This window comes from Campylobacter concisus, assembly GCF_001298465.1.
In the GTDB taxonomy this organism is placed as follows: Bacteria; Campylobacterota; Campylobacteria; order Campylobacterales; family Campylobacteraceae; genus Campylobacter_A; species Campylobacter_A concisus.
In genome coordinates, this window is sequence record NZ_CP012541.1 from 1367089 (window position 1) to 1391617 (window position 24529).

Annotated in this window: 22 protein-coding genes; 2 read left to right on the plus strand and 20 right to left on the minus strand. The window is 37.2% G+C overall.

Annotation, left to right across the window (positions count from 1 at the left end):
* Positions 1 to 67: 67 nt before the first annotated feature.
* From CCON33237_RS06970 to CCON33237_RS06995, 5 genes are all read right to left on the minus strand, one after another.
* The gene (locus CCON33237_RS06970) at positions 68 to 784 is read right to left on the minus strand and encodes a transporter substrate-binding domain-containing protein (protein WP_054196973.1); all 717 of its coding nucleotides are present in this window, start codon (positions 782 to 784) and stop codon (positions 68 to 70) included.
* 194 nt (positions 785 to 978) lie between these two features.
* Positions 979 to 2931 carry a methyl-accepting chemotaxis protein gene (locus CCON33237_RS10205; protein ID WP_054196974.1) on the minus strand — a complete coding sequence of 651 codons (1953 nt, stop codon included), beginning with the start codon at positions 2929 to 2931 and terminating at the stop codon, positions 979 to 981.
* Positions 2932 to 3310: 379 nt separating this feature from the next.
* The gene (locus CCON33237_RS06985) at positions 3311 to 4084 is read right to left on the minus strand and encodes a basic amino acid ABC transporter substrate-binding protein (RefSeq protein ID WP_054196976.1); all 774 of its coding nucleotides are present in this window, start codon (positions 4082 to 4084) and stop codon (positions 3311 to 3313) included.
* Positions 4085 to 4095: 11 nt separating this feature from the next.
* The gene (locus CCON33237_RS06990; protein ID WP_054196977.1) at positions 4096 to 4824 is read right to left on the minus strand and encodes an amino acid ABC transporter ATP-binding protein; all 729 of its coding nucleotides are present in this window, start codon (positions 4822 to 4824) and stop codon (positions 4096 to 4098) included.
* The gene (locus tag CCON33237_RS06995) at positions 4817 to 5527 is read right to left on the minus strand and encodes an amino acid ABC transporter permease (protein WP_021091602.1); all 711 of its coding nucleotides are present in this window, start codon (positions 5525 to 5527) and stop codon (positions 4817 to 4819) included. Before CCON33237_RS06995 ends, CCON33237_RS06990 begins: the two co-directional genes overlap by 8 nt.
* A gap of 150 nt (positions 5528 to 5677) precedes the next feature.
* Here CCON33237_RS06995 and putP point away from each other — a divergent pair, with 150 nt between their 5' ends.
* The gene (gene putP / locus CCON33237_RS07000; RefSeq protein ID WP_054196978.1) at positions 5678 to 7165 is read left to right on the plus strand and encodes a sodium/proline symporter PutP; all 1488 of its coding nucleotides are present in this window, start codon (positions 5678 to 5680) and stop codon (positions 7163 to 7165) included.
* 58 nt (positions 7166 to 7223) lie between these two features.
* Here the strand turns inward: putP and mnmC are convergent, their stop codons facing one another.
* From mnmC to CCON33237_RS07070, 14 genes are all read right to left on the minus strand, one after another.
* Positions 7224 to 9092, minus strand: coding sequence for a bifunctional tRNA (5-methylaminomethyl-2-thiouridine)(34)-methyltransferase MnmC2/FAD-dependent 5-carboxymethylaminomethyl-2-thiouridine(34) oxidoreductase MnmC1 (gene mnmC / locus CCON33237_RS07005; RefSeq protein WP_054196979.1), 1869 nt, complete (start codon positions 9090 to 9092; stop codon positions 7224 to 7226).
* Positions 9089 to 10531 (minus strand): N-acetylmuramoyl-L-alanine amidase family protein, encoded by a 1443-nt coding sequence (locus CCON33237_RS07010; RefSeq protein ID WP_054196980.1) that lies wholly within the window; start codon positions 10529 to 10531, stop codon positions 9089 to 9091. The genes mnmC and CCON33237_RS07010 overlap by 4 nt, the downstream gene beginning before the upstream one ends.
* A complete protein-coding gene (locus CCON33237_RS07015) occupies positions 10528 to 11619 on the minus strand; it encodes a nitronate monooxygenase (RefSeq protein WP_021091713.1) in 1092 nt (363 codons plus the stop codon). The genes CCON33237_RS07010 and CCON33237_RS07015 overlap by 4 nt, the downstream gene beginning before the upstream one ends.
* Positions 11620 to 12825, minus strand: a complete 1206-nt coding sequence (gene tyrS / locus CCON33237_RS07020) for a tyrosine--tRNA ligase (protein WP_054196981.1) — start codon at positions 12823 to 12825, stop codon at positions 11620 to 11622. It abuts the gene before it with no gap.
* A gap of 10 nt (positions 12826 to 12835) precedes the next feature.
* On the minus strand, positions 12836 to 15025 hold the full coding sequence (locus CCON33237_RS07025) for a RelA/SpoT family protein (protein WP_054196982.1): 2190 nt from the start codon (positions 15023 to 15025) through the stop codon (positions 12836 to 12838).
* Positions 15012 to 15227 carry a DNA-directed RNA polymerase subunit omega gene (locus tag CCON33237_RS07030; RefSeq protein WP_054196983.1) on the minus strand — a complete coding sequence of 72 codons (216 nt, stop codon included), beginning with the start codon at positions 15225 to 15227 and terminating at the stop codon, positions 15012 to 15014. The genes CCON33237_RS07025 and CCON33237_RS07030 overlap by 14 nt, the downstream gene beginning before the upstream one ends.
* A gap of 18 nt (positions 15228 to 15245) precedes the next feature.
* Complete coding sequence (gene pyrH / locus CCON33237_RS07035; RefSeq protein ID WP_054196984.1) at positions 15246 to 15962, minus strand: UMP kinase; 717 nt, start codon at positions 15960 to 15962, stop codon at positions 15246 to 15248.
* Between the two features lie 73 nt (positions 15963 to 16035).
* Positions 16036 to 17253 (minus strand): murein hydrolase activator EnvC family protein, encoded by a 1218-nt coding sequence (locus CCON33237_RS07040; protein ID WP_054196985.1) that lies wholly within the window; start codon positions 17251 to 17253, stop codon positions 16036 to 16038.
* Positions 17250 to 18065, minus strand: coding sequence for an FtsX-like permease family protein (locus CCON33237_RS07045; protein ID WP_054196986.1), 816 nt, complete (start codon positions 18063 to 18065; stop codon positions 17250 to 17252). Before CCON33237_RS07045 ends, CCON33237_RS07040 begins: the two co-directional genes overlap by 4 nt.
* Positions 18052 to 18723 (minus strand): cell division ATP-binding protein FtsE, encoded by a 672-nt coding sequence (locus CCON33237_RS07050; protein ID WP_021091805.1) that lies wholly within the window; start codon positions 18721 to 18723, stop codon positions 18052 to 18054. Before CCON33237_RS07050 ends, CCON33237_RS07045 begins: the two co-directional genes overlap by 14 nt.
* Positions 18707 to 19894: a tRNA (guanosine(46)-N7)-methyltransferase TrmB gene (trmB, locus tag CCON33237_RS07055; RefSeq protein ID WP_054196987.1), complete on the minus strand. Its 1188-nt coding sequence runs from the start codon at positions 19892 to 19894 to the stop codon at positions 18707 to 18709. Before trmB ends, CCON33237_RS07050 begins: the two co-directional genes overlap by 17 nt.
* Complete coding sequence (locus CCON33237_RS07060; RefSeq protein ID WP_054196988.1) at positions 19894 to 20361, minus strand: fibronectin type III domain-containing protein; 468 nt, start codon at positions 20359 to 20361, stop codon at positions 19894 to 19896. Before CCON33237_RS07060 ends, trmB begins: the two co-directional genes overlap by 1 nt.
* Positions 20362 to 20425: 64 nt before the next feature.
* Positions 20426 to 21100 (minus strand): fibronectin type III domain-containing protein, encoded by a 675-nt coding sequence (locus CCON33237_RS07065; RefSeq protein ID WP_169748882.1) that lies wholly within the window; start codon positions 21098 to 21100, stop codon positions 20426 to 20428.
* Positions 21033 to 22004 (minus strand): RluA family pseudouridine synthase, encoded by a 972-nt coding sequence (locus CCON33237_RS07070; RefSeq protein WP_054196989.1) that lies wholly within the window; start codon positions 22002 to 22004, stop codon positions 21033 to 21035. The genes CCON33237_RS07065 and CCON33237_RS07070 overlap by 68 nt, the downstream gene beginning before the upstream one ends.
* Positions 22005 to 22056: 52 nt before the next feature.
* Here CCON33237_RS07070 and CCON33237_RS07075 point away from each other — a divergent pair, with 52 nt between their 5' ends.
* Positions 22057 to 23163 (plus strand): FtsW/RodA/SpoVE family cell cycle protein, encoded by a 1107-nt coding sequence (locus CCON33237_RS07075; protein ID WP_054196990.1) that lies wholly within the window; start codon positions 22057 to 22059, stop codon positions 23161 to 23163.
* 37 nt (positions 23164 to 23200) lie between these two features.
* Here CCON33237_RS07075 and CCON33237_RS07080 read toward each other — a convergent pair whose 3' ends face one another.
* The gene (locus CCON33237_RS07080; RefSeq protein ID WP_054196991.1) at positions 23201 to 24478 is read right to left on the minus strand and encodes an aminotransferase class V-fold PLP-dependent enzyme; all 1278 of its coding nucleotides are present in this window, start codon (positions 24476 to 24478) and stop codon (positions 23201 to 23203) included.
* Positions 24479 to 24529 lie beyond the last annotated feature (51 nt).

Consider the following 24529-nt stretch of genomic DNA (forward strand, 5'->3'; position numbering starts at 1 on the left):
CTTTTTAATTTTAATCGATAGACAAAGCAGAATTTAGCATAAGCCTGCAAAATTGCAGGCTAGAAGATTATTTTAGATCGTATTTTTTAAGTAAAGCTTCGTAGCTTCCGTCTTTTTTCATTTCATCTAAAATTTGATTTATTTTCTCTATTAATGCGCTCTCTTTTCCTTTATCAAAAGCTATTGAAAAGCCCTCGCTACCATCAACTTCTTTGAAAAATGCTTCAAGTTCTGGATTTTTCTTGATAAAGCCATATCCAATAGAGCTATCAAGGATAACTGCGTCAAATTTACCAACTTTTAGCCCCATAACAAGTGGCACAGTATCTTCTGAAGGCACTACTTTTACGCCATTTATAGCATTTGCTGCTAGCTCTTGGACGGTGCCTTGTTGCACGCCAACTCTTTTGCCAGCTAGCTCTTCTTTAGCCTTTAGTGCGTCATTGCCTTTTTTCTTTAGATAAAGATTTTCAGTTAGATAGTATGGCTTTGTAAAATCAATCGATTTTAATCTATCTGAAGTCGCACTCATCGCACTTATAATGCCATTTATTTTGCCAGCTTTAAGTGCTGGGATAAGGCCGTCAAAACTCATATTTATGATCTTATATGAAAAGCCTGCACGCTTTGAAATTTCATCAATTAGCTCGATATCAAAGCCTGTTATTTTGTTGTTCTCATCGATATATTCAAATGGCGGATAATTCGCCGCTGTGCCAAATTTTAGCTCATTTGCACAAAGAGCAACAAAAGCTGTGAGTAAAAGAGCAAAGATCTTTTTCATAATAGTGTCCTTTAAGGTGATTTAGTGGCTTAATTATCAGTATTTCTCTATTAAAAATTGTTTAAATCCGCAATAAAAGAAAAATGCTATGAATAATCGTATAGCAAAGTAGCATATAAATTTTTATAGATAAGTTCTATCCCTTAATTATTTTAAGGGATAGAATAATAGGAGTTCTAGGAGTAAGTCAAAGATTAAAATTTACTTTTTCTAACTTCGTTTACTATTGCCTTAGCCATGTCGTCAACATCAGATGTTACTTCATTTGCTTTATTGACAATTACTACATTTTCTTTTGTAAGTGTGTCTATTTGCGCAACTGATTGGTTTATCATATTGATTCCTTCACTTTGCTCTTTTATAGATTCACTCATTTCATTGATTGATTGAGCTAGTACGTTTGTATTTGCTTCGATCTCTGTTAGAGATTTTTGAGTTCTCTCTGCTAGTTTTCTAACCTCATCTGCAACAACTGCAAAGCCTCTACCATGCTCTCCTGCGCGTGCTGCTTCTATTGCGGCATTAAGAGCTAGTAAATTTGTTTGATCAGCTATATCTCTAATAATAGTTATGATATTTTTGATCTCGTCACTTTGTCTAATAACATCAGATGTTTTTTGAGATATTGCATTCATTGAGCTTGACATTTGCTCTACTGCGGCAGCAGACTCTTGAAGTGAGCTTGCTTGTACATTTGCGCCTTGAGTTAGTTCTTTCATTGACTGGCTTAAAGACTCAGCCTTTTCTTCTAACACATGAGCTTGATCTAAATTTGCCCTTAACATCTTGGCTATCTCTTCACCAAGAGCGTTTATACCAACCGCCATTTTGCCATCATCTTCAAGCCTTTTAGTAAAGTCTTGTTTTTTAAAGCTTTCTAATAGATTTAACACATCATCGCCATTTTCCGCAATAGCATGTTTAAGAGCGATTTGTAAGTCTTTGAAAGTTTGTTTTAGCTGGCTAAGCGCAGGATTTGAAGTATCTGCGTTAAGCTGAGCTACGTAGTTACCTTTTCCGATTTGATTTACAAAAGTATTTGCTTCTTTAATGAAATTATTTTGCTCAGATAAATTTGCCTCGATTTGTTTGATATTCTCATTTATCAGTGCACTCATCTGTCCAATCTCGTCACTACCACTACGATCTAAAAATTCAGCCTTATTAGATTTATAATTTAAGAAGTCAAAAAATCTAACTAAGCCATTTTTAGTCTGATCTATACCAGAGATCAGGTTTTTACCTATTAATGTAGATACTAGCAACATAAGTAAAATACAAATCGCAATCACAATAGAACTTATAATAAGTTCGGTATTTGCATCATCCTTAATACGTCTTGCATCTTTTTGCATATTATCAAGTAATTTAAGCTCAAGCTCTCTCATCGCATCTATCGTAACACTTATCTTTGAAAACCAGCTTGATGCATCATAAGATGCATCTTCTGTTGCAACTACATTTTTAATAATATTCATAGCATCTATAAAATCTGCCTTTTTTCTAGCGATAGCGTCAAATTCATCGCTAAATTCTTTTGGGTTGTAATCGTCAAAATCCTGCATAAATTTATTTATAACGCTATTTAGTGCAACTACTTTATTGTAGTCCTCTTTGTTTATGCTCTTTTTAGTAAAAACCCCATTTAAAGTAGCACGCAAAATACCAAAAGACTCTTTTATCTCACCAACAATAATGATACGCTTTAGATCATCTACCAAGCTAGGCTCAAGCTTATCACTATATCCATTTATAGCAATGACCTCTTTTCTTAAAATTTTTGTTATACGGCTAATTAGATCATTGCCACTTTTTTGATCTACATTTGAGCGGATACTATTTATCTCTGAAACTATTTCATTTTTCTCTTCAAGCTTATCAAGCGCAGCATCTACTTTTTTACGCTGCTCTAATAAATTTTTATTATCCCCTCCTGCTAGCACACCTGAGCTAAATCCACGTTCTTTTTGCATCTCATGGATAAAATTATTTTGATTTATGATTGTATCCACGATTTTCTCACTAAACTCTGCTTTTGAGCGAGTTTTTAAGATACCATTTAGCATGTATGCACTCATGATACCAAGGCCAATAAGACTGACGATAACTATCGCCATAATCTTAGATTTAATACCTAGATTATTCATTTTCTCTCCTTTTAGTTTTTCTTAATATCTGCTTCAAAAATAAAGTCGTATGACTTTAATACTTAAAATTTATCAACCAAAAAATACTTTTGGTTATTTTTATAAAAAATATTGATTAGCGTATTCATGTAAAATTTTAATTTATATTTAGCTCTATTAAATAGTAGGAATTTTTTAACAAAATTGTGATACATGCAAATAGAAAATAGCACATTTAAAATAAATGCCGTTCTCATCCTGAGAAGCTTCATTTTTTCTCCTTGAAAATAGTTAAGTCATTTTATTAATTTTACTTTTAAAAGATGTTAAATTTTAAAAATTAGAAAAAAGTGAGTTTTTGCAGAGAATTCCTGCTTCTCTGCAAATTTTGTATTTAGATTTATTTCTTTAATCCATATTTATCTAGCATTTTGTCAAATTCGCCAGATTTTTGCAGCTCATCGATCGCTGCGTCTATCTTTTTGATAAGCTCAGTGTGTTTGCCTTTATCAAACGCCATCGCAAATCCTTCCGTACCATCAGGAACTCTTAAAAATTCTTCCAAATCTGGATTTTGTTTTAAATATTCAGCCCCTATCGGACTATCAGTTAGCACAACATCGATTTTACCAGCGTTTAGTGACATGATGGCAGCTGCTACATTTTCAGCAGGTATCGACTTAGTAGTTATGCTTTTGGCTGCTTCTTCTTGAAGTGTGCCAACTTGAGCTGAAATTTTCTTATCCTTAAGATTGTCTTTATTTACATCTGAGCCTTTTTTGCGGATAAATAAATTTTCTGAAAAATAATATGGCTTGGTGAAATCAACCGATTTTCTTCTCTCATCAGTTGCACTCATTCCGCTTATGGCAATATCGATTTTACCGGTTTTTAATGCTGATATCAGTCCATCAAAGCTCATATTTGCAACATCAAATTTTATTCCAGTTTTTTTGGTGATCTCATTTAATAAATCTATCTCAAAGCCAACAATTTTATTGTTTTCATCAAGATATTCAAAAGGTGGATAATCAGCGCTCGAGCCAACTTTATAAACTACATTTTTACTAGCTTCTTCGGCATTATTTACTGCATTTTTTTTATTAGCATCATCGCCACAACCTAGTAAAAATAAAACCAAGCTTGCCATCAAAAATTTTAAAATTTTACTCATTTTCTACTCCTTTAATGATTTAAAATTTTGCCTAAAAACTCTTTTAAACGCTCATGTTGCGGATTTGTAAAGACATTTTTTGGTGTGTCATCAACTGCTATCTTGCCTTTATCCATAAAGAAAATTCTATTTGCCACATTTCTTGCAAAGCCCATTTCATGGGTCACAACAAGCATCGTTATACCCCTTGCAGCAACATCTTTCATGATATCAAGCACCTCTCCGATCATCTCAGGATCAAGCGCACTTGTCGGCTCATCAAAAAGTATCACTTCTGGCTCCATTGCTAGGCTTCTAGCGATCGCAATACGTTGCTTCTGTCCGCCTGAAAGCTTGTGCGGATAGGCAAATTTCTTATCACTTAGCCCAACACTTCTTAGCAACTCATCAGCTCTTTTTTCTGCACTTACTTTATCTAAAATTCCCGCTTTTATCGGAGCTAGAGTTAAATTTTGCAAGACGTTTTTATTTGCAAAAAGATTAAAGTGCTGAAAAACCATGCTCACTTTTTGGCGAATTTTATTTATATCTGATTTTTTATCTAAAATATCTTCGCCATTTATCTTGATGTGCCCGCTATCTGGCTCCTCAAGGCGGTTTATACAACGTAAAAATGTACTTTTGCCACCACCGCTTGGACCAATTATCGCTATAACTTCACCTTTTTTTATATCTACACTAATATCATTTAAAACTCGCAAATCGCCATAACTTTTGTTTAAATTTTTAATCTCAATCATGGCGGTTTAATCTCCTCTCAAGTAGTTTTGTCAAAAGTGTAAAAAATTTAACACTCACATAATAGACAATGCCTGTAAAAATGACTGGCTCTGGACTATAAAAGACCGCTTGCAAGCTCTTACTTTGCATCGTGATATCAACTACACTTATATAGCCCACGACCGATGTCTCTTTAAATAGCGATATAAACTCATTTGCAAGAGCTGGCAAGATATTTTTTGTAGCTTGTGGAAAAACTATCTCGCGCATCGAAACATAGTAGTTTAGGCCCATCGCACGAGCCGCTTCCATTTGTCCTTTATCCACGCTATTTATGCCACTTCGCACGATCTCCGCCACATAAGCAGAGCTATTTAGCCCAAGTGCGATGAGAGCTACATAAAAATTATCACTCCATGTTGCAAAAATGACAACTGAAAATATTAAAAGTTGAAGTATTACAGGTGTTCCACGTAAGATATCGATATATTCATCAATTATAAAATTTAAGACTTTAATGTTTAAAAATTTAATAAACGCCAAGGTAAATCCAAGCGTTATGCCTATGGCAATACCGCCTATTGTGAGTCCTAAAGTCACTCCGTAACTTTTGATATAAGCGATCTCTTGAGCCTCACTAAGATCTCTTGGATAGAAAAAATATGCTCCAAGTGAGACGATTATTATAAAAAATAGAAATTTAGCTAAATTTTGAGCCTTCAACTTCGTCCTTCTCTTTAAAATATGGCTTTAAATAATACGAAAAAATTTATATCATTTTGCTTAAAAGCGTTTAAGGATCGGTACTGAATGTTGTAATTTAAAAAAATTTATATTAACATAAGCCATTTATCTTAATTTGAAAGGAAATTTATGAGCTTTGGGTCTTATTTAGCCATCGCCATCTATTTTGGCTTTTTGCTCTTTATCGGACGATATTTCTACGATAAAAACGCAAGTATGAACGAGTATCTGCTAGATAACCGTCGAATGGGTCCAGTAGTTACTGCACTTAGTGCTGGTGCTTCTGATATGAGTGGTTGGATGCTACTTGGCGTGCCCGGAGCCTTATACGCAACTGGCATAGCAAATGTGTGGATGATAATCGGTCTTATCATTGGAGCTTACTGCAACTATTTATTTTTAGCAAAGAGGCTTAGAATTTACACTGAAGTTGCGAGTGATAGCATCACGATACCAGACTTTTTAGAAAATCGCTTTAAAGATAGGACTAAAATTTTAAGAATCATCTCTGGTCTTATCATTTTGATCTTTTTCACACTTTATGTAAGTAGCGGCATCATCGCTGGCGGAAAGACATTTGAGAGCTTTTTTGGTTTAAAATTTGCCTACGGAGCGGTCTTTACACTTGTTATCGTGGTCTTTTACACATTTTTTGGTGGATTTAAAGCAGTTAGTATAACTGACGCATTTCAGGGGCTTTTGATGTTTTGTGTCCTAGTCTCGATCCCAGTCGTGGCATATCTAAATTTAGACTTGCCAAGCGATACAAATTTACTAAAAGAGATAAGCAAGCTTGATGCAAATCACCTAAATCCATTTAGAGATCAAACTTTTTGGGGAATTTTAGGACTTATGGCTTGGGGGTTTGGCTATTTTGGCCAGCCACATATCATTGTTAGATTTATGGCGATACGTGATTCAAAAGAGCTTGCCAAAGCAAGAAGAATAGGCATTGGTTGGATGAGCATTGGGTTACTTGGTGCGATTATGAGCGGACTTATCGGCTTTGTCTACTTTAGTCAAAGAGGCGGACTTAGCGATCCTGAGACTGTATTTTTAAAGCTTGGCGAGTTACTTTTCCCACCATTTTTTATAGGCATTATCATCTCAGCTGTGCTTTCAGCGATAATGAGTACCATCTCAAGTCAGCTTTTAGTTACATCTAGCTCGGTAACAAAGGATTTTATCTTTGCATTCTATAAAAAAGAGATTAGTCAAAATACACAAACGGCGATCAGTCGCTATGCTGTTGTAGTAGTGGCTATAGTTGCTACTATACTTGCCTTTATCTCAACAGATAATGTTCTAAACGTCGTTGGCAACGCTTGGGCTGGATTTGGTGCGAGCTTTGGGCCAGTGTTACTTTTTAGCCTTTACTGGAAGCGTATGAGTGCACTTGGAGCACTCACTGGCATGATAGCTGGAGGCGCGACCGTAATATTTTGGATCACTTCGGGGCTAAACGTTTATGTTTATGAAATTTTGCCTGGCATCATAGCTTCTTGTATAGCGATCATTAGCGTAAGTATCTGGGGAGATGCGATAAATAAAATGACGAGCGAACCTCACGAGCAAGTCATAAAAGATGAATTTGAAAAGATGAAAACAAGGCTTTAAGCCTAAACTTACAAGAAATTCCTAGTATCTTGTGCTAGGAATTTCTGCTAATTGCCTCTTAAAGTTTTAATCCCTTTTTTAGTTTTCTTATCAAAAATCTAGCTGGATGAAGCTCGTGAAATAGCGATCTTTCTATGCAAAGTGGGCGTTCAAGCACAAGATCAACTATCAAATTTGCTCCAAGTATCGCTGTGCCAAGACCTCGTGAGCCGTGAGCAAAATTTACAAAGACATTTTTTTCGTAGCTTGCTTTTGGATTGTTATCTTTATTTTTGCTCCAAAATAGCCCTTTGTAGTTTTGCTTGTAAAATTCTTCGTCATGCAAGGCGCCAATTATCGGAAACCTATCTCCACTATAACTTCGGTAGCCTACTTTTGCACCGATAATAGTTGCTTTTTTGATATCAAAAAACTCGCTTACGTCGTTTAAATTTTTAGTATTATCTTCAACTTTAGGCGTGTCACAAATTTCATTTCTGGCATAAGTTGCTCCTATAACTTGCACGCCTTTAATGACTGGGCAAATATAGCCTTTTGCACTTAGCGGTAAAGTATTTTTAAGTATTGGTTTTAAGTGGGTTACTTGACCCCTGACACTGCTTATTTGCATGTCGTAGTCATTAAAAATTTCACTACTCTTGCTGCCAGTGCAAAAAACCAAAATATCAGTCTCTAAATTTTTACCGTTTTTAAATTTAACGCTGATTTTGCCGTTTTGCAGATGTGTTCTGCTCTCATACTCGTGATTTAATAAAATTTCAAAATTTTTTGATAAAAATTTACAAATTTCTCTTGGTCTAGTGTATGCGCCATCTTTTATAAAAATGCCAGGATACGGCTTTAGGCTACTGTCAAATTTAAAAATTTCCTCCGCACCTTGATCCTGCCACGAGCCATATCTCTTAACTAACTCATCATCAAATGCGTAATCGATGCAGCCATTAAATTTGATAAGACTTTTTGGCAAAGTTGCCTTATAAAATCTCACTGCTTGCAAAAATGCGTTTAAGTGCATGTGGCCTAAATTTACACCAGGCTTGGTAACTAGCGGCATCAAAGCACCACAGTGATTGCCTGAGCCATTTGTAGCCACCTCGCTCTTTGCCTCAGTGATCACAACCTTAAAGCCATTTTTGGCTAGCTCGCCAGCTGTTGCAAGTCCGGCCACGCCAGCTCCTATGATAAGTGCTGTTTTGCCTTTTGGCTTAGCCAGTGGCTCACATCTTGCAAACCAAGCATCCTTTAAATTTTCATCCTTTTTTTCTAGCACGGCACTACTCATCTGACGTTTTCTAGCATAGCCCTCTTTTAGACTCAGCAAAAAGCCAGCACCCTTTAGACCGTCCTTTACCATTTTTGCGCATGAGTAGGTTCTAGCAATAGTACCAACTCTGCTTAGTCTTGCGATCTCTCTAAAAATTTCTTTGCTCCAGATTGAGCCATTTTTACTTGGAGCAAAGCCGTCTAGAAACCAGATGTCGGCAATAAAATCAAGCTCAGGTAAAATTTCTTTAGCCTCACCGTAGCAAAGATCAAGTGTAATATTTGGGGCAAAATTTATACGGTGTATACCCTCAATAAGCGGCGGGTAGAGCGAAACCAGCTTTTTGGCATAAGCTTTAAAAATGCCTAAATTTTCATAAATTTTTAAAAGATCATCTTTTTTAATAGGGGTTTTTTCGATACTAACAAAGTGAAGTTTTTTATTACTACCTTTAAATTTCTTACAAAGTATGAAGAAATTTAGCCCAGCACCAAATCCTGTCTCAGCGATGACGAAGCTATCTTTCCTCTGCCAAATTTCATCAAGTGCGCTTGCAAATACAAATTCACTCTCAAGCCAAGGTTTGTCGGTATTAAAGTAGATGTCACCAAACTCTTCGTTAAATGGAATTTGTCCTTTAAAGCTTAAATTTGCATTTTTCATCTATTTTTTGCAAAATATCCATCTATACCGTTTGCGATGCCGTTTGCAAGGGCATTTTGATAGGCATCATTAAAGAGCTTTTCGCCCTCGACTGGATGCGTGATATAGCCGATCTCAACAAGAACTGCTGGCATAAGAGCGCCTACGAGTACCCAAAACGGCGCCTCTCTCACACTGCCATCACTTGCAGAATAGACCTTTCTAGCACTTGCTAAAATTTCTTTTTGGATATCAATGCCAAGCTTATTTGACGCAATGATCTTCTCGCGGTTTAGCACGTTTAGAAACGTTTGCTGCGAAAAGTAGTTCATCTCTTCGATATCTGATTTGTTCTCAAGCGCAGCCGCGTTTTTGCTACGTTCGCTTCTTGCAGGTGATAAGAAAAATGTCTCAATGCCGTGCATGCTCTTTGCCTTTGTGGCATTTGGAGCGGCATTTGCGTGAATGGAAACAAAAAGATCAGCCATCTTATCATTTGCAAATTTTGTTCTTGTTCTTAAATTTATAAAAACATCGGTTGACCTGGTAAAATAGACCTTGTAACCACGCGCTTTTAATATGTCGCCAAGTTTTTTGGCTACACCTAAAACCGCGGTTTTTTCCTGAAGCTTGCCATTTACTGCACCTGGATCAGTGCCGCCATGTCCTGGGTCGATGACGATGGTTTTATTGCGTGAAAATTTACCAGTCGCAACTGGTGGCAAAGGTGCTGCCACTGGCTCGCTTTGTGCAGGCTGCGGCTTTAAATTTGGCTCAGGCTCTTTGTGTGGCACTTCTTCATTTTTGTTTTTAGTTTTATGAAGTGGTGCTTTTACATTTTCGTTTGAGATAAAATTTTGTGTACTTATTATGAGTAGATCACCTGTTGCATTTGCTTTTATAGTCTTTTGAACCTTATCAGAAAAAATAACTCTAACAGTGTTTTTATCATACTGCGAGATGTGAATGTAATCAGATATGAAATTTTTATAAGTTAGAGGATTGCCATTTAGTCTACCGTCAATATCCATAATGTTTTTATATGTATTTTGCTGCTTTAAAAAGGATGTTTTTAGTTTTGCAGTATCAATTTTTGTATTAAACTTAAGCACTAAAGTATCATTTACCTTGGTTGCACTAAGCAGCGTCAAAGCAGCATTACTAGGCATGCTAGCGCTCTTTACGCCATTTAGTGCATTTAGATCTTTTATATACCCACTTGAATCAAAACCAAGCGATTTCGAGCTGGTTATGAGTCTTGTGAGCGCTTGTTTTTTTATATTTTTGTCATTTTTGATGATCGCGTCGACATAGATGTCTTTTATATCGTTGTGAAATTTAATCTTTGCACTTCTGCTTGAGCTGGCAAAATTTTTATCAAATTTTGCAAATATCTCAGAATTTGTTGCAGCAAAAAGAAAATTACAAACAATAAAAAAGAGGATTATCGCTCGTTTCATTCACCATGTACCAGCTTGTGCATTAGCTCTTTTACGCTTATTAGCTCTTTTAGTTTATATCCATTTGCTCCCGTGAAAAATAACCCGGTCTCTTTTTTGCCACTAAATGAGTCAAACAGCCTATCAGCGATGCAATATCCAACCTCTTTAGCCCCTTTGCCCCTTTGACAAGGGCTCACACAGTTGCTTATACACTGGATCTTTGGTCCCATCCTTTTTTCTACCAAATTTATCAAATTTGTTCTAATCCCACGAGCCGGATAGCCAACTGGACTTTTTATAAGCTCTATGTCCTTTTCCTCGGCTGCTAGTATCACCTCTTTAAAGCCAATATCCGCGTCACACTCATGAGTACCGATGAAACGTGTACCCATCTGAACGCCGTCTGCGCCTAGCGATATTGCTTTTTCTATATCATTTTTATCCCAAATTCCACCGGCTGCGATGAGCGGAAAGTCGCCCCACTCTTTTATCTCAGCTTTTACTTGTGGGATTAGATTAAATAGCGAAAACTCAGGATCAAGGCACTGCTCGTAAGTAAAGCCCTGGTGTCCGCCGCTTAGTGGTCCTTCAAGCACAACCGCGTCTGGCAAGCGATCATATCTTTGTAACCAGCGTTTGCAGATGATCTTTAGTGCTTTTGCACTTGAGATAATGGGAACTAGCGCGACTTCTTTAAAATTTTGTGTAAATTCTGGCAAATTCGTAGGTAGCCCAGCACCTGATACGATGATATTTATACCGGCTTCACAAGCATCTTTTACCACTCTTGCGTAGTCATTTGCAGCATACATTATATTTACGCCAAGTGGCAAATCTCCACAAATTTTTCGTGCATTCTCAATAATTGCTCTAAGGCCTCTTGTTGAGTAGAAATTTTCACTTCCAAATGGCTTTGCATTTAGCTCTTTGTTTATAAATTTACGATTTTCATAATATCCTGTGCCAACTGAGCTGATTATTCCAAGGCCGCCTTCTAAGCTGACATTGCCAGCTAGTTTGTCCCAGCTGATACCAAGTCCCATACCGCCTTGAAATATCGGATACTTTATCTCATATTTTCCTATTTTTAATGGCTTTAACTCCATCTATTCAACCTTTACTTTTGCAAATTTACGCTTTCCTACTTGCAAGATATATTCACCTGCCTCTAATTTTAACTGCTCATCGCTAATCTTTTCTTGATTAATGCTAACCGCATTTGCCTTTATGTCGCGCCTTGCTTGAGAATTTGACTCACTTAGCTCACACTGTGATAAAGCTTCCACGATCCAAACTGGTGCTTTTAGACTAAATTCTTTTATATCAGTTGGGAGCTGATTTTGAGAGTGCACGCTGTTAAATTCAGCCATAGCAGCCTTTGCAGCCTCCTCGCCGTGATACCTCGCTGTTATCTCATAAGCAAGATCCTCTTTTGCCTTTTTTGGATGATATTTGCCACTATTTACGTCATTCATTAGCTCTTCTATCTCGCCAAGTGTTTTTGTGCTTAGTAGCTCGTACCAGCGCCACATAAGCTCGTCGCTTATGCTAAGCGTTTTTGCAAACATATCATTTGCATTTTCAGTAACGCCGATGTAGTTTCCAAGGCTCTTACTCATCTTATTTACGCCATCAAGTCCCTCAAGAAGTGGCATCATGATAACAGCTTGCTCTTTGCCGATATTATATGTTCGCTGTAAGGTTCTGCCCATTAGAAGATTAAATTTTTGATCTGTGCCACCCATCTCGATATCGCACTTCATAGCAACGCTATCATAGCCTTGAAGAAGCGGATACATAAACTCAGAGATTGATATAGGATTACCAGCTTTTATCCTTTTTTCAAAGTCGTCGCGCTCTAGCATTCTAGCGACTGAAAATGTGCTAGTTAGCTCTATCATTCCAGCAGCTCCAAGCTCATTTGACCATTTTGAGTTAAACATTATCACGGTCTTTTTTGGATCTAAAATTTTAAAAACTTGCTCTTCGTAGGTTTTAGCGTTTTTTAAAACTGTCTCTTGATCTAGCTTTTTTCTAGTGGCTGATTTGCCAGTTGGATCGCCTATTTGAGCGGTAAAATCGCCTATCAAAAACTGCACGATCGCGCCATGTTTTTGAAGTAGTGCCATCTTGCTTAAAACGACTGTGTGACCTAAGTGAAGGTCTGGAGCAGTTGGATCAAAGCCAGCCTTTACATAGAAATTTTCACCTTTTTCATAATAGTTTTTTATTAAATTCTCAACTCTTTCAAAGTCAATAATCTCGGCAACACCGCGTTTTATCTCTTGTAAAATTTCAGCTATATCTTGCATTATCTTTCTCCTAGTTATGGTATGGATCGCTTTGCGAAACAAAATCTATAATCTTATATCTATCTTTGATCTTCTCTCTTAGCTCGTTTGCATCGATATTTTCGGCTATCTCAACACTTATCTCAAATGTATCACCGCTAAGGTCATTTGCTTCGTTTAGCGAGATTGTAGCCAAATTTACATCTAGTCTAGCAAGATATGTTAAAAATTCAGCCAACGCGCCTTTTCTGTTCTCAAGATTTAATAAAATTTTATATCTATGTGGGGCATTTCTAGTCCATTTGACAAATATGATCTCATTGCCCTTATCCATAAGCTTTCCAGCACGCTCACAAAGCTTGTGATGCACTGTCACATTGTGCCCATTTTTAAAGCCAACTATACTATCGCCTCTTTTTGGGTTACAACAATAGTCAAACTCGACATTTGAAATTTTATGATTTGAATAGATTACGATATTTTCAAATTTTTGCTTTTTAACCTGATATTTATCGCCCAAAGAGATCATAAAAGGACGCTCTTTTTTTATATACTTTTTAAGCATATTTACGACCTCTTGCAAAAAATCACTTTCAGTTGCAGCACGAAAAACTTTTTTGCCTAAATTTTCATGCTCTATCCAGTCTAAAATTCTATCTTTAGAAACGCCAAAAACTGACTTTAAAATATCAACTGCAATTTTATAATTTATATCTTTTATCTTTTGCTTGCAGTATGTTCTTATCGTAGCCCTTGCTTTACCAGTTCGAACGCTATTTATCCATGAACAGCGAAATTTTGCCTCTTCGCCAGTTACAATCCTTACAATATCGCCGTTTTTTAGCTCTGTTAAAAGTGGCATTCTGACGCGATTTATATAAGCTTCTTTTGCGTAAAGTCCGATCTCTGTGTGAATCTCATAAGCATAATCAAGTGCGGTAGCCCCGCGTGGAAGCGTAAAAACCTCACCTTTTGGCGAATAGACCGCAATATCTTCTATGTAAAGACTATCTTTTGCATATTCATAAAGCTCTTCGACATTACTTTCAGCTTCATTATTTTGCATACCAATGTCGTTTAGCCAGTCAAGCTTTGGATTTAAAAGACTACCCTCGCCGTTTTTGTATTTCCAGTGAGCTGCGACACCATATTCAGCGGTTTTGTGCATATCGTAAGTACGAACTTGTGCCTCAAAAATACTCTTATTATCAAAAATAGTTGTATGTATCGTTTGATAGCCATTTTGCTTTGGAAGTGCAATATAATCCTTAAATCTCGAAATAAGAGGGTTAAAATTTATATGCAAATTTCCAAGCGCAAGGTAGCAATCAAGTGGCTTTTGCACAAGAATTCTAATAGCGAGCAAATCAAGTACCTCTTCAATCGAAATACCTTTTCTTTGCATTTTTAAATAAATCGAATAGTAATGTTTTATACGTTTTTGAATCTCGAAAGTGCCCTCAATAAAGCCATTTTCAAGCAAAATTTGACTTACTTTCTCGTAAAAAGCATTTAGTTTAAGGCTAAGCTGCTGCTTATTTTTATTTAAAAAGCTATCAATCTTGGCGTATTCTTCTGGCATCGCATATTTAAAGCTTAGATCTTCAAGTATGTTTTTAATCGATGAAATTCCAAGTCTATGAGCAATCGGAGCATAGACCATAAGCGTCTCTTCAGCAATTCGTTTTTGTTTTTCTACCTTTAACGCATCAAGGGTTAGCATATTATGAAGTCTGTCACAAAGCTTAACCACAAGAACTCTAACATCCTCAATGGAGATTAAAAGCATTTTTCTAAAGGTTAGTGCCGAGCTTGCTAGTTTTTCATTACTACTTGAGCTTGCAAGTTTGTTTTCTCTTATAGCAACTATCTTTGTAAGTCCTTCAACCAGCTTCGCCACTTCATCACCAAATTCAGCCTGGACTTCGCTAAGCGTAACTTCAGTATCTTCAACTACATCGTGAAGTAGTGCAGCTATAACCATACTCTCATCTCCGCCCATATTTGCTACTATTGATGCTACTAAGATAGGATGGATTGCGTATGGCTCGCCACTTTTGCGATATTGACCAGCATGAGATGTGACACAGCTATCTATAGCTTTGTCTAATTTATCGCTTCGTTCGCAAAGAGAAAAGAGCAGCGTTATAGCTTCTGAAACATTTTTACAAGGTAAAATTTGTTCTATTAGCTGCTCTAAAAAAAGACTATTTTCCTTCAACTATTGCCTCTAAGCCTATTTTGCCCTCAGCTACTTCAAGTAGCGCAATGTCAGCAAATTTCATCTTTGAAGTATCGGTTTCTACAAGCACTACTGCTCCATTTGCTAGTGCTTCTGCACGCTTTGCTACGATAAGTGAAAGTTTATATCTATCATCACCAACTTGTTTTAACGCTCTTGCTGTTATTTGTTCTGTTCTCATATTTATCCTTTTTAAAATTTATTTTACTACTGAGTATAGGGCCGCTTCTTCTTCATTTATTATTTTTAATAAATTTCCAGCCTTAAACATATTACAAACCAAAATAGGCAGTGAGTTATCTTTTGCTAAAGCTATGGCAGTATCGTCCATAACCTTGATATCATCGCTCATTGCCTTTTCATAGTTTAGTGATTTTAAAAGTTTTGCATCTTTGAATTTTTTCGGGTCTTTATCATAAACGCCATCAACCTTTGTAGCTTTTATGATCATATCTGAGCCGATCTCAATAGCTCTTAAAGTTGCTGCTGTATCAGTTGTAAAGAAAGGATTGCCAGTACCTGCAGCAAATATAACAACTCTGCCTTTTTCTAAATGGCGCTGCGCACGTCCCACGATGAAGGTCTCACAGATCGCTTCCATTTTGATTGCACTTTGCACTCTTACCTCTAGCCCACTTCGTTCTAAAGCTTCACGCATCGCGATCGAATTTATAACAGTTGCTAGCATGCCCATGTGATCACCACTTGTTCGTTTGATGATGCCATCTTTTGCAGCACTCACACCACGTATAATGTTGCCACCACCTATCACGATGCCAACCTCGATACCATTTTCGACAAGCTCTTTTATCTCATTTGCTATAAATTTAAGCACCGCCGTATCTATGCCAAAACCATTTTCTCCCGCTAAAGCTTCGCCTGAAAATTTAACCAATACGCGTTTTCTTTTACTCATTGTCATGCTCCTTGAAATTCACGCATTCTAGCCAAAAAGGCTTTAAATTTAGCTAATAACGCTTACAAATTAGCTATTTTGAGATCATTTCAAGTGGATCGATGTGGTAGTTTCTTTGCGTCACTTCAAAGGTTAGATCGTTTCTAACTCGGCCTATAACGTAGCCTTTTTGCACGACTGAGCCGACTTTTACAGTCGGTGCGATCTGGCTTAGGTGAGCGTAGATCGTATGGATGCCATTTTCGTTTTCTATAATGACTACATTTTCAAGCATCGGAGTTACTTTTGCAAAGACTACTTTACCATTTAGCACGCTTTTGACCTTGGCATCTGGTGTGGTTGAGCGAAGCGTGACTGACTCGTTAAAAATTTTGATGTTATATATTGGATCTACGTAGTTTCCAAATTTTTGCTTTACAGTGTAGCTATCAAGAGGAGCAATTGTCTTTACACCTGAATATTTTTTGACCGAGCTTGTTTGATAGCCTCCACTCATTGGCTGGCTTTTTTCGCCTTTTTTGCCACCCTTACTGGCTACTTTTTCTTGTTTTTCTCTAGCAGCACGTGCGGCTTCATCTTCTTGTTTTTGCATGATAGCAAGCTGCTCTAGCGTCTTTCTTAGCTCATCTTGCTGGGCTTGAAGCTTGGCTAGCTTTTTGCTGTAAATTTCTTTATCACGCTTTAGTCCGTTTATAGTATTTTTTTGCGTACTTTCTAAATTTTGCAAGTCACTTTGCTTGCGTCTATAGTTTTTGATGCTTGAGTTTATCTCGCTTATTTTGTTTGATTTATTTTTTATCTTCTCAATCGTATCTTCATAGTTCTGGCTAAGCCTTTTAAAATCCTCTTTTGTGATGGCATTTAGCTTGGTTAAAATTTGAGACGAGATGATGCTCTCCTCGCTTTGCTTGCCCTCAGTTGCAGACATCAAAAGATCAAAAGACAAATCTTCTGCGATGATCCTTATCATGTTTTGCTCAAGCTCCTTTTGAGTGCGTTCTAGCTCTTTGTTTTGCTTAGTTAGATCATCAAGCTCAATAAGTGCTTTTGAAGCATTTGTCTCAAGAACTGAAATTTGACCTTTTAAATTTGTGATATCACCACTTATACCTCGAAGTTTTTTCTCGCCACTTACGATATCACCGGCTAAGTCATCAAGCTTTTTACTGAGCTGTTCACTCATCGCCTGACTTGATCTTAGAGAATTTTTGGAGTCTTTGATCTTCTCTTTAGTATTTGACGCAAAAACTATACTAAAAGCTAGCAAAAATATAAAAATTCCTTTTCTCATATCGTGCTTTTTCTAGCCTTACTCATCACTAAACTAACAGCAAAAATACTTAAAAACATAGCCACGCCAAATAAAATAAAAATATCCCTTGAAGGATCAAGACTAGGCAATACCACATCAATACTTGCGGCATTTTCTCTAAAAATTTCAATACTAGGCAAGAAAAAGAAAAATGCACTGACGGCAACGGTAGCGACTAGGCTATCAACCATGGCTGATTTGTAAAGCATGGCTGATTTTAGCCAAAATGGTGCTCCAAAAAGCGTCATAATCTCAATACGCTCTCTATGCTCAAATAGCCAAATTTTAGCCTGCTTTAGCATAAGCATAAGCCCTATTACACAAAGTATCGCCATAAAAGCATACGATATACTTTTGGCTAAATTTAGCATTTTAAAGACCTTATCGTGTGTCTTTGAAAATGTCTCGACCTTTGTGATCCCATCAAATTTTAAAAGCTTTTGCTTTAGCTCATCCATGTACTGCGGTGTCGGAAATTCGCTAAGTTTTAGTGAGTAAAATTTAGGTAGTGCATTTTGCAGTATGGACAAATTTTTAGCAGAGATGTCATTTGAGAGGCGGTCGATGATCTTTTGCGGACTTAGTGGCTCGAGGCTAGCTAGATTACTCACAATCGGCTTTAGAACGGGCTCGCTTAACTCTTTGCTTGAAACTATGACGATATTGTAGTCATTTCCCATGAGCCTTTCATAATCTCTTACAACCTTATCAGCAGTTAGACTAAACTGTACGGAAAACAAAAGCGCGATTAGCGGCAAGATGAATCCAAGATGGTTTTTAAGCGATCTCATGCACGCCTCCATTTTCTATAACGAAGTGACGGTATGGGATACGAAGTGTCGATGGGATATGGTGCGTAACAACCACTACGCTCGTGCCTAAAAATTCCCTAGCTGATTTTAAAAGTGACCAGATGACATCGCTTGAGTATTCGTCTAAATTTCCAGTTGGCTCGTCGCATAAAAGCAAATTTGGATTGTGCGCTAGAGCCCTTGCCATCGCCACTCTTTGCTGCTCGCCACCGCTTAGCTCACGAGGGTATTTATCTGCCTTGTGAAGCATATTTACATGTTTTAAAAGTTTAGCCACTTGCTTTTTGCTCACATTTTGATTGATGCCTTTGATGATGAGGGGCAACATGACGTTTCTTTCCACATTCCATTCATTTATCAAGCGATAATTTTGAAATATAATGCCAACTCGCTGCCTAAGCTCACAAAGTCTTTTATCATCGATGTCGTCCATTTGTGTCATGCAGACATTTAGCTCTCCAGCAAGAGGTGAAATTTCTCCATAAAATGATTTTAAAAGCGTGCTTTTTCCACTTCCGCTCTTGCCTGTAATAAAGACAAAATCATTTGCATAAATATCTAAATTGACGCTATTAATTACGATTTCATCGCGTTCATAAGCTAGGCTCAAATTCCTTGCACTAATTATCTCTTGCATCAGCCAAATACTCCTTCAAAAGCTCGTGTGCAGCTAAATTCTCACGAATTAAGATCGGTTTTCTTATAAAATATTCGCTTTTTTCATCGCTTATTTTGATAAAACATTGCTCAGGTTTATTAAATGCTCCAAAAGCAACTTTTAGTAAAATTTCATCTTCATTTATGATATAAATTTCTTCAAAATGTAAAAAATAATCTTCTTTTTTGATGATAAAATTTTTAAAATTTTTAATGATATTTTTTACGCTTGTCTTTTCTTTAAAGCTAAAATCCCCAGCCAAAAGGCTCTCGTCGCTTTTGACCTCACAAGTATAAATGACATCATAAATATCCTTATCTTGGCGTCTCCAGCGGTCTTCATACTTGCTAGTTACTTCTAAATTTCTATTTTTAAAAGCTTCGATTTTTGAGTTTGCAGGCTCTAAAAATTTACTCAAACTAAAGTCGCAATACTCCTTGCTATCACTCCTTAGCTCAAATTTACCGCCCACTTTTAATATCCTCTCGCACTCAAGTGCAAACGCCGTTGAGACCACGCGTCTATGCTCGGCCTTATCCCAAGGCACCGGAAAATGCAAAAAGACTCTATCAACCAAATTTGATCCTACAAGCGAGAGTAAGAGCCTTGCGTCAGTGTTTATAAGACGCACGTTTTCTAGGCCATTTGCCTTGGCTAGCTTTGCTACTTGCTCGATGCTTGGTTTATAGACTTCTATGCCGATAACTAGGGCTTTTGGATTGTTTTTGGCTTGATAGAGCAAGTGCCTGCCAGAGCCAAAGCCTATCTCGATAAATATCTCTTTAAATTTATCTTTTAGCTCGCTAAAGGCTGGCGCAAACTCTTCAAGGCTTAAAATTTCGCTCACTTTTTTGGTTAAATTTGTCTTTTTTACGGCAAATGCTTGGCTGATGATACCGTTGCAACTTTGCTCTTTAAAAAGCTCCAACGCTTCTTGCAAAAGGCCCACTTTAGCTGGCTTTGTAAGCTTTTCACCCTTTACGACTATACCGTTTTTACCATCTTTTACGACTAGAAAAAAACCCTCTTCTTCATTTTTTGTATAGATGAGCTTCTCGTTTCGTCCATTTGCCTGCCAAAGAAATTTGACCTTGTCATTTCCAAAAGGAAATGAGATATCTTTTAAAGATGAAGTTATAAAATTTGGCATTATTTTATGCTAACTTCTGCTTTTGATGACTTATCAGAAGCGATGCCGTACTCATCGATAGCTACGACGCTGTAAGAATAGCTAGCTCCTTTTTGCACGCTATCATCTCTAAGTCCAGTACCATCTATGCCACTAAAAATTTTCTCACTTGCACCACTTCTATAAACAGTGTACGAACTAGCTCTATCAACTGCATTCCAGTTTACATTTACGCCGTTACCATCGTAGTTAGCGCTAATATTTGGAGTCTTTGGTGCGCCAAGTGTTATCCCTACGATTGGCTCTTCTTGTTTTAAGCTCTCAAGGCCGTCTTTATCAACAGCTGTAACTCTATAATACCTTGTTGCCGCATTTGTATTTATGAGATCTTCATAGGTATTGCTAGTAGTTTTTGCTAGATACGTATAAGGTAAAAATTTACTTGTCGTTCTATAAACTTTATAGTACGAAAAATCCTCAGCCGGCATATAATCCCACGTTAGGATTATCTTTTTTGGTGCATTCTTTGTTGCCTGAAGATTCGTTACTGATTTAGGGTAACTCCTTTGTTGTTGCACTGATATTTTGACTTGGTTTTGAGACAACGCCTGAAGATGTTTTTACTAAAATTCTATACTCATAAGAACTTCCAGCTTTTACGTCAGTATCAATATACTCTGCATTTAGCCTACCATTTATCTCTGCTATTTGGCTAAATTTATTACGTCCTGCATCGCTTCTTTGGATGATGTAGCTAGCTACTGTGCTATCAGGATGTGGTCTCCAGATCACTTTTACGCGACCTGGAAGCCCTGTGATAGCTTGCGCAAATGGTACAGAGTCAAGTAGTGGCTTAGTAGTCGCAGTTGCGATTGTGCCTGGTTGAGAGATGGCGTTGCTTGAGTAGGTTCTCATCTGGTATGAGTATGTGGTCTCCGGTACTAAGTTGCGGTCTACATAGTGCGTTGCAAAGCGGTCTTTTATGTCCGCAACTAGCTGCATTTTTGAGTTGGCATCATTTGGATTTGAGCGGTAGAGATAGTATCCAACAACGCTTTCATCGGTTACTGGGTTCCATTCAAAACCAACTTCTGTCATGTCTGAAATAGTTTTTAAACTTGTAATCGTAGGTAGCGACATGCTTTGCTGAGTCGGTACGCTAGAGCCGCATCCCGCTAAGAAAGCTGCTAAAAATGGTGTCAATATGCGTAGGGCAAATTTTTTCATCAAAAATCTCCTTGGGAATTTTTTTGTAAATTATTTGGTTAAAGTCATCATACGTTTTTGCAATAAATTCCACCCTTTTGCCAGTTCGCGGATGGATAAAATAAAGCATATAAGCGTGAAGCATAACTCTGCTTATTTTATCGCCTTGGCTCTTAAATCCGTATAAATCATCGCCTAAAATATGGCGGTTTATGCTAGCAAGATGCACTCTTATCTGATGAGTCCTGCCTGTAAAAAGTTTTGCTGCTATTAAATTTATGCCATTTTCGCTTAGTAAATTTACAAAGGCACTTTTTGCAAATTTAGCGTCAGCGACGATCGCTTTTTTTAGATGATTGTTTGGGTTTCTGCCAATTGGCTTATCAATGATGACATCCTCTTTTAGGGGCAAGTCGGTGAGCGCTAGATAAATTCGCCCCATGCTCTTATCGCTTAGCTGCTCGCTTAGTTTTGCGTGAGCGAAGTTATTTTTAGCGACGACGATAGCGCCGCTCGTGCCCTTGTCTAGGCGGTGGACGATGCCAGCTCTTACGTCGCCGTTTAAATTTGAAAGCATAAATCCTTTTTTATTTAGCCACTCAACTAACGTCGCCTCTTTGACGCTTGGGGCTTGGTGGACGACGATTTGCGGGGGCTTGTTTAGCACCATGAGATCGTCGTCTTCATATATAATCGGGATATCGAAATTTACTTCGTACTCGTTTTGTACCTCTTTTTTTGGGGCAAAATTTACGCAAATTTTATCATTTTCATTTAACAAAAAGCTTGGTTTTGAGACTGGTTTTAAATTTACGCTTACAAGGGAGTCTTTTATCAAATTTAAAGCTTGATTACGTGAAATTTGAAGCTCTTTGGCCACTGCAACGTCGAGTCTTGAGCTATTTAAAACATTAAATTTAATCAAAATCAAAGCCTTGTTTGTGATATAATCTAGCCCAAAAATTAAGGTTTGCTTCTTGATAAAACTAGATCGGCGTATTTTAACACATTTTGATTTTATTCAGCCGTTTTTAATCATCCCAATCATAGCCATCTCATACATCCTAGTCTCCGAAGCAAACGACATTTTGGCAAACAAACAGCTTGTATATTTTGGCATAGGATTTGTCTCATTTTGTGTCGCATTTTTGTTGCCCATTAGGCGTATAGACTGGATTATTCCGATGTTTTACTGGGTCTGCATCGTGCTGCTTTTAAGCGTCGATCTCTTTGGCGTTAGCAAGCTAGGAGCCAAACGCTGGCTAGAAATTCCTTTCGTTCACTTCACACTTCAGCCATCAGAACTGATGAAGCCAGCCTTTTTACTGATGCTAGCCTATCTCATTAAACAGCGTCCTCCAGAGACTAATGGATACGGACTAAAAGATTTTTTAAAGCTTAGTTTTTACATACTTTTGCCATTTGCGCTCATTATGAAAGAGCCTGATCTTGGCACTGCACTCATACTTTTGATAGTTGGCTACACCATCCTTTTTGTTATCGGTGTAAATAAAAAAATTTGGATCACCATCATCCTTGCGATAGGCTTTTTGGCGCCGGTTTTGTATGAAAATTTACATGACTATCAAAAGAAAAGGATCCACGACTTTATCGCTGAAGAGCCAAGCTATCACGTCAAACAAAGTATCATCGCCATAGGTAGCGGTGGACTCAAAGGCAAGCCAAAAGATGAGGCAACTCAGACGCACTTTAAATTTTTGCCAATCGCCACTAGTGACTTCATCTTTGCCTACAATATTGAGCGTTTTGGCTTTTATGGTGGATTATTTCTGCTTGGGCTTTATGGGGCACTTATAACACATCTTTTAAGTTTAAATTACGGTCTAAAAAACGACTACTTTACACAAGTTACCACCACGGGGATTGCTGCGCTAATCTTCGTTTACGTCGGCGTAAATGTCTCGATGACTATCGGTTTTGCACCAGTTGTAGGTGTGCCACTACCATTTTTTAGTTATGGCGGAAGTAGCTTTGTTACATTTATGGTGCTTTTTGGAATTTTACAAAATTTGTTAACTTTTAGATTTGATAGAACTTATAGCTTTATAAAAATTCACTTCTAAAATTTTTCCCGCAAGTATCAAGCATATAGTTTTTGCTCTATCCTTCTTTGTGCTTTTTGATGCAAGATTTTATGGCATTTATAAGATATTTTATATCCTCTTTTGTATGCGTGTAGTGAATGCTAACACGTACCCAGCCAGGTTTTGCTTCAAAAATTGTATTATCTTTTAAATTAAGCAAATCATGTCCATACGGCCCAGCGCAATCACAGCCTGCACGTGTTTGGATGCCAAATTCGCTACTTAAACTAGCAGCAAAATCATAAGGCGAAATGCCTTTTACATTAAATGCAAAAATAGGCAATCTGTCTAAATTTTCAGGACAATAATTTATCACCTCATCTATCTTTTCTAGTTCTTTACAAAACATCTCGCCTAGCTCACATTCAGCCACTTTTATATTATTAAGTCCGATCTCATTTCTTAATTTATAGGCTAAATTTGCACGCATTAGTTGCATTATCGGCGGTGTACCGCCCTCTTCTAAATTTTCAACTTCATTAGTAAAAATATGTGATGTCCTGCTTACATACTTGACTGTGCCTCCAGCTGCAAATGTAGGCAAATTTTTACAAAGCTCTTTTTTGATAGCCAAAAGCCCACAACTCCCAACTCCTCCAAGTAGTTTGTGAGGTGAGAGAAACAGTGCGTCAAAATATCTGCAATCAACATTTTCATAAGCACTAAGAGTGGCTGCATCAAGTGCCAAAATGCCATTATATTTTTTAATCAGCGAGTAAATTTTTTTATAATTAGTTTTAACGCCAGTAACGTTTGAGGCGGCACTAAAGCTAGCTATTATCTTTCTTTTTGCATTTTGCTTTAATGTATTCTCAAGCATCGCATAGTCTATCTCATTATTTTCATCAAGCTCTATACGTTTTATATCACAAAGCCCTTCTCTTAAGCTAACTTCAACAGAGTGATGCTCATAAGGTCCAATGATCGCTAATGGCAAGTTTAATTTTCTTAAATTTGCTTCACCGATCAAAGCCCTTGTAGCTGGTGAGATATAAATTCCCATTATTTCCTGAAATTTCTTTATCGCAGCCGTTGCCCCTTGACCAGTCGCAATAAGATAAAAACTATCATCAAGACCTAATAAGCTTTTTAACTCAGCCCTTGCATTTTCATAGCATTTTTGCGTTAGCACCGCACTTGAACTACTATCTGAGTGAGTATTTGCGTAGGTTTTTAAAAATTTTAAAATTTCATCTTCAATGGGCTTATAAGCAAGACCTGAAGCCGTGTAGTCAAAATAGTAAAGGCCCTCTTTTAAAATGATATTTTTTCTTACTTCATCGATATTTAGCAATGTTTTCCTTTTTTTTAAAGCAGGGATTATAATTAAATTTTCATAAAAAAG

Coding starts and splice junctions, on each gene's coding strand:
- CCON33237_RS06970 (WP_054196973.1), bottom strand. CDS start 784: ATGAAAAAGATCTTTGCTCTTTTACTCACAGCTTTTGTTGCTCTTTGT.
- CCON33237_RS10205 (WP_054196974.1), bottom strand. CDS start 2,931: ATGAATAATCTAGGTATTAAATCTAAGATTATGGCGATAGTTATCGTC.
- CCON33237_RS06985 (WP_054196976.1), bottom strand. CDS start 4,084: ATGAGTAAAATTTTAAAATTTTTGATGGCAAGCTTGGTTTTATTTTTA.
- CCON33237_RS06990 (WP_054196977.1), bottom strand. CDS start 4,824: ATGATTGAGATTAAAAATTTAAACAAAAGTTATGGCGATTTGCGAGTT.
- putP (WP_054196978.1), top strand. CDS start 5,678: ATGAGCTTTGGGTCTTATTTAGCCATCGCCATCTATTTTGGCTTTTTG.
- mnmC (WP_054196979.1), bottom strand. CDS start 9,092: ATGAAAAATGCAAATTTAAGCTTTAAAGGACAAATTCCATTTAACGAA.
- CCON33237_RS07010 (WP_054196980.1), bottom strand. CDS start 10,531: ATGAAACGAGCGATAATCCTCTTTTTTATTGTTTGTAATTTTCTTTTT.
- CCON33237_RS07015 (WP_021091713.1), bottom strand. CDS start 11,619: ATGGAGTTAAAGCCATTAAAAATAGGAAAATATGAGATAAAGTATCCG.
- tyrS (WP_054196981.1), bottom strand. CDS start 12,825: ATGCAAGATATAGCTGAAATTTTACAAGAGATAAAACGCGGTGTTGCC.
- CCON33237_RS07030 (WP_054196983.1), bottom strand. CDS start 15,227: ATGAGAACAGAACAAATAACAGCAAGAGCGTTAAAACAAGTTGGTGAT.
- pyrH (WP_054196984.1), bottom strand. CDS start 15,962: ATGAGTAAAAGAAAACGCGTATTGGTTAAATTTTCAGGCGAAGCTTTA.
- CCON33237_RS07040 (WP_054196985.1), bottom strand. CDS start 17,253: ATGAGAAAAGGAATTTTTATATTTTTGCTAGCTTTTAGTATAGTTTTT.
- CCON33237_RS07045 (WP_054196986.1), bottom strand. CDS start 18,065: ATGAGATCGCTTAAAAACCATCTTGGATTCATCTTGCCGCTAATCGCG.
- CCON33237_RS07050 (WP_021091805.1), bottom strand. CDS start 18,723: ATGCAAGAGATAATTAGTGCAAGGAATTTGAGCCTAGCTTATGAACGC.
- trmB (WP_054196987.1), bottom strand. CDS start 19,894: ATGCCAAATTTTATAACTTCATCTTTAAAAGATATCTCATTTCCTTTT.
- CCON33237_RS07060 (WP_054196988.1), bottom strand. CDS start 20,361: ATGCCGGCTGAGGATTTTTCGTACTATAAAGTTTATAGAACGACAAGT.
- CCON33237_RS07065 (WP_169748882.1), bottom strand. CDS start 21,100: ATGAAAAAATTTGCCCTACGCATATTGACACCATTTTTAGCAGCTTTC.